Raw genomic sequence first — 11,918 nt, forward strand, 5'->3', positions numbered from 1 at the left:
ACGAAGCGAAATGGGTGCGCATTTTGTTCGAAGGACTGGGATTGCCCGATGACCTTGGGATTTATGAAAACCACGCACTAACAACACGTGAATACGCAACGGACAGCTACGCTCTCGTCCATCCTCGCCCCGATGAGACATGGATTCTTGTCACCTCGGCCAGTCATATGCCCCGCTCGGTGGGGGTTTTTCGCAAGGCCGGATGGAAAGTACTTCCATGGCCGGTCGGTTATCTCTCACGCGATCATCTGAAAGGCTATTCCCTGTCGCTGGGCAACCGTATGGCGGAACTCGACTGGGCTGCGCATGAATGGATCGGCATGGCAGCCTACCGGATGCGCGGCTGGACCGATTCACTATTCCCGGCACCAGAGAAATCATCATGACTCATCAGGATTCTTCTACATCCCGCCTTTCTCCTTTCTGTACCCTGACAGACAAACAGGAGAAGCTTGTCGAAGATATTGTCGCGTTCTGCGAACAACATTGTCATGACCGGCAAGCCGTCCTTGTGCTTGAAGGAGATGCCGGAACCGGGAAAAGCCTTGTTCTGAACACGGCTTTTTTTCGTATACAGATGGAATCACGCGGGCGTGACGCATCGCTTTCCCTACATGGCACAAGCAACATGCTTCTTGTCAATCATCCCGAGATGATCAAGCTCTATCGCAATATAGCGGCTGATGTTCCGGCTCTGCGCAAGAAAGATTATGAGCGTCCGACTTCCTTCATCAATACCCAGAACAAGTCAGGCATCCGCTCCGACATCGTCTTTATCGATGAGGCGCATCTTCTTCTGACACGTTCCGATCCTTACAACCATTTCCGGCAGAACAACCAGCTGGAAGAGATCCTGAAACTTGCTCGCGTGGTTGTTCTGGTCTTCGATCCGAGACAAACACTGAAATTCAAGGGTTATTGGGATGACACGCAGCTTCAGAAGCTTCTAACCGGAATCCCCACGCGAACAATCTCTTTGACTGAGCAATTCCGCGTGCAAGCCAATCCGGATGTCATGCGCTGGATACGCGGGCTCTGTGATGGCAGACTCCTTTCTCTTCCAGCACCTCAAGCTTTCGACTTCCGAATTTATGACGATGCTTCCGTCATGTATGCGAACATCAGAAAACGCGATGCGCAATATGGGCAGTCCCGCATTCTCGCAACGTATGATTTTCCTTACACACTGAACGGGGAAGATCACTTCGTAGAGGCAGGTTCTTTCCGTCTACGCTGGGACAGGAATCAGCCATCTCACCGTCTGCCATGGGCAGAACGTCCAGACTCCCTGGATGAAGTCGGCTCAGTCTATACCGTGCAGGGCTTTGACCTGAATTACGCGGGCATTATCCTTGGTCCATCAATGACATATGATGCAGCGACGGATCGCGTTCTCTTTCATCCAGACCGTTACGAGGATACAGCGGCTTTCAGCGGGCGAGGACATATCACCGACAAGGAAGAAGCCCGGTGCCATGTCATGGCGAACGCTCTCTTCGTCATTCTCACCCGTGCCCGTCGGGGCCTGTACGTTTACGCGACTGATCCTGCCTTACGCCATCGTCTGTCGCAGCTCTGGACAGAGCGAACGAGGCACACCTCAAATATGCAGAACATTCCGGCAGACATTGCGGGCAAAAGCACCTGAATCCAACGCATCCGGCAGCAAATTGAGCAATTTCAGCTCATCGGCATATTCTGCGACCTGATCGCGTAGCCACGGTCCCATCACATGGACGGGCGCGGGCTGGTGATCAACCATCTGACGGATATCGTCCTCTTCCATATCCGGCAGGTGCGGTCCCAGCAACGCCACCCTTTCATTGCGATGCTTCTCAATCCAACGGCAGGAATCGCGCAATGCCAGCGCCAGAGCAACCGCACCGTTAGGATCTTCATTCAGAAAGCGATTTGAAAGTCCGACAGTTCTGTTGACGCGCGCCGCATAATTGCCAGTCGTTGAGCCAGCCAGTTCTACGAGCGTCGCATGGTTGTCACTCAGTAGTTGCCAGCCGTCAGGATCATGCAGGACAACGCCATCCACTTCGCCAGCAGCGAGGGCCTGATTGATTTTCGTGTCGGAAACCGGCTTCCAATGAACCGTGTTTGGCTCGATCCCCTTCCGCCGCAACAGCACGGAGAAAAAGCGCTGATCCGCCGCATCCTCATTCAGAACGGCAATGGGCCGCCCCACAATATCGCCAATACGCGTAATACCGCTGTTACGACGCACAAGAAGGCGGAAGGTGCCCGGGCCAATTCCGGCAATCAGTTTCGCAGGCGTGCCACTCTGCAGGAGCGGTAACCACGACAATGCAGCCGCCACCGCTCCAACCACCTTTTCATCAGAAAGAGCCGCGATGGCCTGTTTGCCCGTCACCGTAGGACGTGTGGTCACATCAAGCTGATAGTTCGCAAAGAACCCACGTTCCTGCGCTACGATCAGGGCCAGATCGTCCTCGGGCGATGCCCAGGCCAGCGTCAGATTACGTGGCTGGCCATCTGGTTCCGCCTTCTTCTTGTGGTGCCGCATCCTGTGCCAGATGAGGTCTCCAAGAACAGCGCCACCCGCAATTCCACCAACACCGGCCAAAATCCGGCGTCGCGGCCATTTCTTTCCACGCTCTTCCTCAGCACCCATTAAACTTTGCTTCCACCCGTCAGACAGGATTTCCTAGCTGCTCTCCACACACGCGATTGTCAAAACCAGAAAAGAAAAAAATCATCACAAAAAGGGCTTTACGACCTCCGCATGGTTGGCTATATCGGCGCTCACAACTGGTCCCGAATAGCTCAGTTGGTAGAGCAAGCGACTGTTAATCGCTGGGTCGTAGGTTCGAGTCCTACTTCGGGAACCATTTCTTTTCAGACAATCAATGTAACATACTCTCTGTCTGAGCACGCGTTCGGCATCTCGACAGAGCGCGCCCTTTTCCGCTTATAATTTAATAGACTGGCACTTGGCACAGCTTGTGTATGCACAGCTGCCGCCTATCTCAGCTAACAGCTGCAGACAAATCAATAACTCTCCATTCGTCCCACACAGAACAGCTTTCTGTAATATCCCATTGATTCCACATTATTTTCCAGCCATCTCATTTCAAGAGAAACTATTCACTGCGAGCCTGTGGAAATCAAAAGCAAGCGTTACGAATGTCGTGTCCATCAAACCGATGACATATTTCATTGGCTATTGATCGGCAGCAATAAAGCCGAACACGCAGAAATATGCTCTCACAAAACAGAGCAAGTCAGAATCAGGGGCAAAAAGATGATTAAATTCTCAGCACTGCTAGCAACCGGAGCATTGATGCTGGCAACCGTTCCAGCCTTGGCAGCTGAATCGGACACTTGCACAAGCGGCGCCTGTCAGACTGCGGAAAAAAGCTGGGATACCGTGCGTGATGGCACGAAGAATGCAGCGCACGACACAACTCAGTGGACGAAAAAAACAGGCAAAAAAATAGGCAGCTGGAGCAAAGATAAAAGCCATGATGTCGGCCAGTGGGGCAAAAATACCGGCAAGAAAATAGGGAACTGGTCTTCGAACGCCGCCAAAGACACTGGGAATTTCTTTGAAGGCAAAAAAAACTAAAGCAAAGTATCCTCATGGCGTAGCGGTATAACAACTCTCGCTGCGCCCACTCTCTAATGCCAACAAAGGGCATCCTAAAAGCCCCTTACCAATATTTTCATGATTGTCGTGGTGCCCCGTTTGAAATGTGTCACCCTTTAATGATTGCTTTACTAATTTTCTCTTATTTTGGACATAGGATAAATTTTGAGCTGAGCTACCACCATGTCTCCGGACAAGAAATTTACGTTCCTGTCATCCCTTTACGCGGATCAACCGCAACAACCGGAGCATCATCCAGCACCTGCGGATGCTGAACAGGAATACTCTGCGTTCAGAGGGATCTTTTTTGCATCCCTATTTTGCCTACCCTTCTGGGCCGGCGTCGCACGCTTTTCCTACAAGGCTTTCCACAACTGATTGAAACAACAATCAGAAAAAGCGCTCATAAATTGTCACTACATCACCAGGGGCAAGAAGTGTCTGGGGGTCGATCTTACCCTTGACCGCCCGCTCTTCCACTACACCTTCTGTACGCACAACACTCGCAGTGTCCTTGATCGCACGATAGGTATAACCGCCAGCCAGCGCGACAGCAGTCTCCATCGTCATTCCGGGAAGATAATTATACTGCCCCGGTCGGGAAACCTCACCCAAAACAAAAATTGGTCGATACTGCGCCACTTCAACAGATACGCTCGGTTTATGCAGCAGCCCCTTGTTGCTGAGTTGATTAGTCAGCGCAGCAGCAAACCCTTGTGGTGTCTGACCAACAGCCCGCACCGTCCCCAGTAACGGAAAATCTATTGTTCCTGAATCACTCACCACAAATGTATTGCTCAGTTGAGGATCATTATAAGTCAGGACACGGATCTGATCGCCAGCGCCAAGCTTGTAAACGCCGGACATATCCCCAATCGGTCTGAGCCCATGCGTAGGCGAACAGGCCGCCACAAAAAAACAGGACATACCGACTGCAATAAAACGCTTCATCAGACGTCCCCACATTATCCGTATTTCCTCCGAATGAGGCAGATTTTGCATTGCACACTTAAAAGGCACTTATCGAGCGAAGGCAATAGTAAGTCCGATCGTGTTACCCGTAAAAGTTGATTTGGAATTGGTGTTTTCCAGCACCGACGCAACACCGTGTTTGCTGTAGCTGGAGACATGACTATATTTCAATGTCAGCTTCAGATCGCGCCTGAAAAGCCAGTCCACGGCACCACGAAATGTCGACTGTGTTTGTTCACGAGTCTGCACACCTTCTGTCGAAGCATGTGAATCTGTCCGCGCCAAACCGATAGAGCCGTGAAATATAAGGTCTTTCCGCAGTTCCCTGTCCCACAGCACGGAAACTGTCGACATGACCTGATTTCGGGAAAAAGGAGACGTTGGGTCAAATAGGCCGCGCTGACCTATCAATGTGACTGTGTTCATCTTGTCAGGCATCCACACGATATCAGCTTCAGCAGTGGGCGTCGTAATTGAATGTCCATTACCCCGCGTAAAATGCCGTGTCTCTCCACCAGCCAAAAGACGATATTGCAAAACAGGGTCGGCCCTCAGATCCACTCCGACAAACCCACCTCCACTAATATAGTCCCCTGGCAAATAATCTGGTCGTGTTACAAACTGAGCTTGGGAGGAGCGCAAGGCGGCCACGATAGCATTTCCTTTCGAGACCTCGAAGCGTCCTCTCAACATCTGGGTCTCGAGCTGATGTCCCAATGCAGACGTATCTCTCGCCGCAGTAGGAAGCGTCCCTTCGCTATTGCCAAAGGAAAAATTATCGTAGGAAGCAGAAGGAATAAGGGCGAACCGCGTCCAATTGATCCGATAATTCAACCTCACATCATCCGCCGCGTAGGGCACTGGGTAACCAATACCAAAGTTTCCCAGGTCAGTGGCCGTAAGGTGTTTGACCTGATGTGAATATCCTAACGAAGCCACGTCGCGCCCCAGATTCACGGAACCACCGGCCGAAGCGCTCCAGTCAGTATAATTTGCCGCAGACAAAGTTGGATAAGCCGTATTGGCAACAGATACTGACGCACCAATGGCATGTCGTGACCAGTTTGAATTTACGCCCAGCGAAGCAGCCGTATCAAATTCAGCACCAGCAGTATTGGGAGCACCCAAGATGTTGGTATTGTAGTTGAACCCCTGTGAAGCCGATGGACGGAGAATATAAGCTCCTATCGGAATACCAACATGACTGCGGCTCAATATCTCTCGCAAAGAGACGCTTCCCCCGGTATCAGCGGAATATCCCGGTAATTCACTTGGAAAAACCTGATTTATTATTTGTGCATTTGCATTTACAGTAAACACACACGAGAAAAACACCAGAGTTAAGAAATTTCTTTTTTGATCTCGCGCACCGACAGCCACAAAATTACTTTTAAGCAAGCTCAAAAAATAATGACAAAAATCTATTATCAATCCACGAACAGACCGACACATCTCCACTTCAAACCAATATTTCTTTGTAAATATTGACATAACTCTGCGCGACATCTTTCCAGTTATATAGGGAAGATTTTTCTATCGCCCTTTTTCTCTGCGCCTCCATGGCATTCCCATCTCCATGCAGTTGTTCCACCTCAGCAGCAAGCGCAACGAAATCATTACCATGAGCAAGCAACCCAACGCCCGTCTTATGAACAAGGCGACAAAATGGAGGAAGTGAACTCAAGATCGGGATCAGGCCCGCAGACAATGCCTCGACAGCCGCCAAACCGAACCCTTCATGCTCAGAAAAACTAGCAAACCAACTCGTATTTTTGAAAATTTCTTTCAGTTGATCATCGGTCGGCTCCACAACGAATGTGACGGATTGCCGCACACCCGCTTTTTCCGCTTCACTCTCCAGATCAGCTACAGAAAGTTCTGCTGGCCGACCCGCCACAACCAGCTTCCAATCAGGATTCTGTTTTCTCAATTCTCGCAAAAAGGGGAAGAGAAGATCCAGTCTTTTATGAGGGGAAAAACGTCCAAAGCTTACTAATGTTCTGATAGGAACAGTCGATGCCGCATTGACGAATTTTGATTGGTCGATACCATTTTCAATGGTGACGAGCTTATCGCCCGCTATCGATCGAAATATGTCAGCATCATTCTCACTACAGGCAATGATTCTGTCATAAGCATGAATACTGCTGCGTGTAATCGTATCGAACCATATTTTTTTCAGACGCGCGTAGGTAGGTGTATGGAAAAACCCACCATGCGTTGAAACGACAAGAGGTTTTCTGAAAAAAATCTTGGTTGCGGCAAGAAAATCGAAAAAGAAATCAATGGCATGCACATGGATCAGGTTCGCGTCTCCAACATGAGCCAGAACGGTTGGAGCCAGAGGATAACGCGCAGATCCCCTCCAAGGCAGTCTGACGACCGGAATGCCTCTTACAGAATCCTGAGGTGGCAACACACCGGGCCGGTTGAAGACACGGTTAAGCGTCACCACTCGGGCATCGACCCCCAGATTCTTTCTTTGCTGATACGCAAGATTCAGAACAGCATCTTCAAGACCACCGACAGAGGGGCTGAACTGCCGGACAACATGCACAATTTTCACAACCCATTGCCTCTTTTCAGGCCTGACGACGTTCAGCGATCAAACGCGCCTCTTTCCGCGTAAGATGCGCTCCACCCAGCAGATTGAACGATTTTGCTTCAGTGCCCGTCAGAACAAATCCTACCAGATGAGCGCCGTATAAACGAAGTCGCTCAACACAGGCAGCCACGACATCACGCGAGGTTCTTCCCCACCGGCAGACAAAAATGGTCTGATCCGCAAGAGAGGCCAGCGTCAGGCCACCCGATACGACACCCAGAGGCGGCGTTACAATAATAATCAGCTGATAGCTTCTGGAAAGGTCCTGAAAGAGATCCCGAATTTCCGCAATTTCATTGCGGTCGAACATGTAACCTCGGGGAGTACCCGCTGTCATGAAATCCCCGCCCCAACGCTCATCCCGGACGATGACGTTGCGTGCAGCAACGCGCCCATCGAGAACATCGGAAAAACCTTTTGCTTGTCCCTGACATTTCTCCGGATTTGACGCTGCACGACCAAAATCAGCATCGATCACCAATGCTGTTTCGCCCGACTCCAGAGCCGAAGACGCCAGCCACGCCGCGAGAGTCATCTTTCCATCGCCAGGCAAGGCAGAGGTAATGACCACGGTCCGGGCCTCACCCTGGCGATGGTTATTCACCAAAGTAAGCTGTGTCCCCAACTCGCGCGCGGCTTCGGATGTCAGGGCAAAAGGATGTTCCCTGACCAACCCAGCAGGAGATTTTTTACGTTGGCTCCCCAAACGCGGAAACACCCCCAGCAATGGCAACCCACAGAAGCCACGCAAATCGTCAACGGACACAAAGTCCGGAGAAAAAGCGACTTTCAGTGCAACCGCTGAGACACCGCCCACAAACGCAAGTATGAGGACCCCCATCATCAGCTTCTTGCGATTGGGGAACGTAGGAGACGCTGGCACTGCGGCGTGAGAAACAAACTTCACTGGAGGCTGCAAAAGAGCCACCCGATCAGTCAACTGCTTGGAGCGCTCAAGAAACGCCTCATAGACAGTACGTGCGCTCAATGAATCCTGCTCCAGCGTACGGAATTCTGCCTGAGGCCCACTCTGCTTGCCAGACTGAGCCTGCAGACGCGCCAGTTCTGCTTTCAACTGGTCGACGTCCGCCTTGGCGGAAACGAGGTCATTATTCACGGACATCAGGGAGCGATGCGTAACGGTGGCAAGGTTGGCCTTTGCCAGAGCTATCTGTTTATCGAACGCCTGCACATCCGGATGATTCGGACCAAAGGAACCACTTTTCTGGGCGCGTTCGTTTTCTACCTGCATGAGCGCCGTTGTTGCTGTCACAACCAGAGGCTGTTGCGCCAACGCAAGCATCGCCTGTGGATCGCCTTTTTGCATCGCCGCTTTCAATGCACTCATTTGGGCTTCAGCGGCCGCATAACGCGCCTGAGCCTGAATGAGGCTGGAAGCCATATCAGTGATCTGGCGTTCTACCAGAGGCGAACCGCTGGACGTATTTGCGAGGTCATGCTGTAGATTATAGTTGCTAGCAGATCTCTCAGCTTCCAGCCAGCGCTGATGCAAGGCTTCCGTCCGGCTGTCCAGCCACTCGGCTTCCCGCTGCAGGTCATTTCGTTGCTGATCAAGCGCCAGCTTCTGATAGCTTGAGACAAAAGCATTGGCTAATGCCGCCGCCCTTTCTCCAGTATCTGCCTTCACACCGACGGAAATGACCCGTGAACGAGGCTGTGGTTCAGCCGTAACGCTCGCAAGCAGCCCATCAATCTGACGATCCTGCGTGCTGACACTGTTACTTGTCGTTTCCGTGCCTGTGTTACACCCAAATTTCACACCATGCGAGCACAGGAAGTGCCGCCAATCGTGCCCCTTGGGGGCTTCCGGTGGCGGCAGTTCCTTAAGCACAAGAGCGGCGACATCGCGGGACTCGATCAGAGCTGCCTGCGTTGCCAGTTCGTCATCTTCCAACGCCCTGTTCGTATCCGACGACGAGAGAGGATCACTGATCTGGGTGGTCACAACCACCGTAGCCGTAGCCATGAAAGACCGTTTGAGAGACAGGACAACACCCGTGCCCAAGACAACGATAGTCAGGGCCACCACGCCAAAAAGGACGCGGTAACGCCACCCCATACCCAAATAGCGCGCAGTCAGCGAATACAGGCCTGTATTCGTCCCTTCAGGTGTCGCTCTTGGCTGCTCGAAAGCACAATCCAGCGGGCGGTCAAGCATGGGGATACAGCCTTATCAAGTCGCGTCGGTGAAGAAGCACACAATCATCACGGATGGAAAACCGGCACCTCTCATTCGGTAAAGAGCCGCACTCTCCAACACAACACATAAAAGCCGAAAACCGGCAAACCCAGCATATATCGGCGCCACAAACGCTGCGGCTCCCGGCTGAGACGAACCAACCATTCAAGCCCCAGATTTGCGACCCAGCGGGGCGGCCGCGCGACACGACCCGCTGCGTGGTCAACCAGAGCGCCCGCTGTAACAGCCACCAACGGCGGTAAACGGTGCCAATTATCCCACAGCCATTTTTCCTGACGGGGCATTCCCATATTCAGCAGCAGAACCGAAGGTTTGGCATCAACAATGGCCTGAATGACGCGCTCGGAGTCGGGACTACCCGGCGTTGCATCGAAAAAGCCATTGAGACACCCTGCTGTCTGGCAACCATATAACGTCTCAAAACTCGCCGCAGCTTTTTCTGCAACAGCCTGCTCGCCTCCCAGCCAGAAAACCCGCGCCTCTGATCCAAGCTGAGAAAGCATCTCGCCCACCCATTCAGGCGGTGTCGTGCGATGGGGGCGCTTGCCGTTCAAAAATAGAGACGCCAGTTGAACCCCGGCACCATCACAGAATGCGACTTCAGAGTCGGCGAAAAGCTGCCTCATCCAAGGCTGTTTCTGCGAAAGAGTGACATAATGGGCATTGGCATTGACGACACGCGCCGCCTTCCCTTGCCGCACAGCCTCCACAAGACACGAGACAATCTCGGATCTTGGAATATCCATGATCGGCAACCCCATTACCGGAATGATGGGAAAAGACCGCCCTTGGAAAGCCTTGCTGCGCTCTCCACTCTGTTCCTTAGAACGCATGCCGACTGAACACCTCTCTGATCACTGTCAGAAACATGATTTTGAAATCAAAAAGCAATGACCAACGCCTTATATATTCCAAATCGTATGTCACTCTTTTTTTCAGATCATCAACAGTGACCAATTCGCCCCGCGCGCCATTGATCTGAGCCCATCCGGTAATCCCCGGCTTCACATGATAGCGCAGGACATATTCCGCCAAGGCGTCATCCAGCAGAAGACCGCCTGCGCGCGTGTGAGGAGCGTGAGGTCTCGGCCCTACCAGGGACATTTCCCCCTTCAGCACATTCAACAATTGGGGAATTTCATCAATACTGAGCTTTCTCAGCCACCGCCCCACTCTTGTTACACGCGGATCGTTGCGGCTGGTCTGTGTCGCCGCCATAAGATCAGACATATGGGTGTGCATGGAACGAAATTTATAAACTAAGAATTCCTTGCCGTTCTTCCCAATGCGCGGTTGCCGGAAAAAGATGGGACCTTTGGAATCCAGCTTTATGACTATTGCCACAAACACAAGAAAAGGCAGAAGAAAAATAAAGATCAGAGCCGCAAAAAGCAGATCCACAATCGCTTTTTCAAGTGATTGCACCTCTGATAACGGCCTTCTTTGCACCACGAAGACCGGATTTTCTCCCAGATATTCACAAGGAAGGACACGGTCAAATCCCGAAACAAGACTGGGAGTCACATAAATATCTGAAAGAACCGGCCTCAATGCCAAAGCGACCTGCCGAACACGCATATCACTATCATTCTCACTTTGAAACGCGAGAATGATTGCATGAAGCGCCTCTCGACGGCTTCTACGCAGCAGATCCTGAAGATTTCCTTCGGCCTTCACGATTTCGCTATTTTCTGGCTGATCCTGAAAAACCCCAAACAGGGCATAGGTCTGGCCAGCATCTGCTGACATCTTGGAAATTAGTTCAACCGCTGCCTCACCAGTCCCAATGATGGCAATTCTGCGCTTCAACAGCTTCACAATCGCCGGTTGATAAAGAAGGAGACTCAACCCCAACCGACCAAGCACCAGCATAAATCCCGAGACGATCAGCCACTCTGTCGTGCAGCGGATAATTTCATCGCGACCAAAAGACAAAAGGACACATAAAAGAAAAAAAACGCTTCCTCCGGTCAACAGAGGGGTCACGAGATAGCGTAATTGAGCTTTAAGCCGTCGAATTTTTGGAAATGCAAGAAGTTTCGATTTTTTTGGAAAGAGAAAGAAAACGAGAAAAGCAGTGACATTAGGAGCCAGCATCCCTACATGAGGCTGTTCTACCCCCCAGTTTTGCTCCACCCAAAACGCAACAAAAGAACCCGCCGCAACGCAGATTACATCAAGTAATCTCACACCCATTGCAAGAACATTATTCAGGTATGGATAAGGCTCTCGCAGCAACTGCCTACTTGCATACTGCTCGACAGAGTCATGTCCTATGTGATTTACACCGAAAGACTTTCCAACATCGTGCGTAAGAACCTGCCGGCTATCCATTGACTCCTGCACTCCCGACACACCCATTCCAAGACCTGCAAACGCACTCTGCCTGTCTCTAACTATATCGTTCAAATCAAATTAGTGATCCGACTATACGACTGAATTGGAAACCTTCAAGCTTTCCTAGCAAGTTTTAATGATTGAAATATAATCATACATCTAAAAAA

At 51.3% G+C, this 11,918-nt stretch carries 10 protein-coding genes and 1 tRNA gene; 4 read left to right on the forward strand and 7 right to left on the reverse strand.

From position 1 onward, the window contains the following. Together ABF824_RS13300 and ABF824_RS13305 are read left to right on the forward strand one after the other, a co-directional pair. On the forward strand, positions 1-386 hold a 386-nt coding region (locus tag ABF824_RS13300; protein ID WP_415489490.1), incomplete at its 5' end, for a YdcF family protein. Beyond that, complete coding sequence (locus tag ABF824_RS13305; RefSeq protein WP_415489491.1) at positions 383-1,648, forward strand: DUF2075 domain-containing protein; 1,266 nt, start codon at positions 383-385, stop codon at positions 1,646-1,648. The genes ABF824_RS13300 and ABF824_RS13305, both read left to right, overlap by 4 nt. On the opposite strand, the gene ABF824_RS13310 is transcribed toward ABF824_RS13305, so the two are convergent. Continuing rightward, positions 1,601-2,641 (reverse strand): ABC transporter substrate-binding protein, encoded by a 1,041-nt coding sequence (locus ABF824_RS13310; protein WP_415489492.1) that lies wholly within the window; start codon positions 2,639-2,641, stop codon positions 1,601-1,603. The genes ABF824_RS13305 and ABF824_RS13310 overlap by 48 nt on opposite strands. A 141-nt stretch (positions 2,642-2,782) precedes the next feature. On the opposite strand from ABF824_RS13310, the gene ABF824_RS13315 reads away from it, so the two are divergent. Further along, a tRNA-Asn gene (locus ABF824_RS13315) sits at positions 2,783-2,858 on the forward strand. A 269-nt stretch (positions 2,859-3,127) separates the two neighbouring features. Beyond that, positions 3,128-3,595 carry a hypothetical protein gene (locus ABF824_RS13320; RefSeq protein ID WP_415489493.1) on the forward strand — a complete coding sequence of 156 codons (468 nt, stop codon included), beginning with the start codon at positions 3,128-3,130 and terminating at the stop codon, positions 3,593-3,595. 411 nt (positions 3,596-4,006) lie between these two features. Here ABF824_RS13320 and ABF824_RS13325 read toward each other — a convergent pair whose 3' ends face one another. The 6 genes from ABF824_RS13325 to ABF824_RS13350 all read right to left on the reverse strand — a co-directional run bounded on the left by ABF824_RS13325 (position 4,007) and on the right by ABF824_RS13350 (position 11,748). Beyond that, positions 4,007-4,567, reverse strand: a complete 561-nt coding sequence (locus ABF824_RS13325) for a polysaccharide biosynthesis/export family protein (RefSeq protein ID WP_415489494.1) — start codon at positions 4,565-4,567, stop codon at positions 4,007-4,009. 69 nt (positions 4,568-4,636) lie between these two features. Then, positions 4,637-6,094 (reverse strand): outer membrane beta-barrel protein, encoded by a 1,458-nt coding sequence (locus ABF824_RS13330; RefSeq protein ID WP_415489495.1) that lies wholly within the window; start codon positions 6,092-6,094, stop codon positions 4,637-4,639. Further along, complete coding sequence (locus ABF824_RS13335; RefSeq protein ID WP_415489496.1) at positions 6,048-7,154, reverse strand: glycosyltransferase family 4 protein; 1,107 nt, start codon at positions 7,152-7,154, stop codon at positions 6,048-6,050. Before ABF824_RS13335 ends, ABF824_RS13330 begins: the two co-directional genes overlap by 47 nt. Positions 7,155-7,170: 16 nt before the next feature. Further along, positions 7,171-9,372 (reverse strand): GumC family protein, encoded by a 2,202-nt coding sequence (locus ABF824_RS13340; RefSeq protein WP_415489497.1) that lies wholly within the window; start codon positions 9,370-9,372, stop codon positions 7,171-7,173. A gap of 71 nt (positions 9,373-9,443) precedes the next feature. Continuing rightward, positions 9,444-10,247: a WecB/TagA/CpsF family glycosyltransferase gene (locus tag ABF824_RS13345; protein WP_415489498.1), complete on the reverse strand. Its 804-nt coding sequence runs from the start codon at positions 10,245-10,247 to the stop codon at positions 9,444-9,446. After that, a complete protein-coding gene (locus tag ABF824_RS13350; RefSeq protein ID WP_415489499.1) occupies positions 10,237-11,748 on the reverse strand; it encodes an exopolysaccharide biosynthesis polyprenyl glycosylphosphotransferase in 1,512 nt (503 codons plus the stop codon). Before ABF824_RS13350 ends, ABF824_RS13345 begins: the two co-directional genes overlap by 11 nt. Between the last annotated feature and the right edge of the window lie 170 nt (positions 11,749-11,918).

This window comes from Acetobacter sp. (assembly GCF_047721705.1).
In the GTDB taxonomy this organism is placed as follows: domain Bacteria; phylum Pseudomonadota; class Alphaproteobacteria; order Acetobacterales; family Acetobacteraceae; genus Acetobacter.

Excerpts from the sequence above, each read along its gene's own strand:
- ABF824_RS13305 (WP_415489491.1), top strand. The coding sequence starts at position 383 with ATGACTCATCAGGATTCTTCTACATCCCGCCTTTCTCCTTTCTGTACC.
- ABF824_RS13340 (WP_415489497.1), bottom strand. The coding sequence starts at position 9,372 with ATGCTTGACCGCCCGCTGGATTGTGCTTTCGAGCAGCCAAGAGCGACA.
- ABF824_RS13330 (WP_415489495.1), bottom strand. The coding sequence starts at position 6,094 with ATGTCGCGCAGAGTTATGTCAATATTTACAAAGAAATATTGGTTTGAA.
- ABF824_RS13345 (WP_415489498.1), bottom strand. The coding sequence starts at position 10,247 with ATGCGTTCTAAGGAACAGAGTGGAGAGCGCAGCAAGGCTTTCCAAGGG.
- ABF824_RS13325 (WP_415489494.1), bottom strand. The coding sequence starts at position 4,567 with ATGAAGCGTTTTATTGCAGTCGGTATGTCCTGTTTTTTTGTGGCGGCC.
- ABF824_RS13350 (WP_415489499.1), bottom strand. The coding sequence starts at position 11,748 with ATGGATAGCCGGCAGGTTCTTACGCACGATGTTGGAAAGTCTTTCGGT.
- ABF824_RS13310 (WP_415489492.1), bottom strand. The coding sequence starts at position 2,641 with ATGGGTGCTGAGGAAGAGCGTGGAAAGAAATGGCCGCGACGCCGGATT.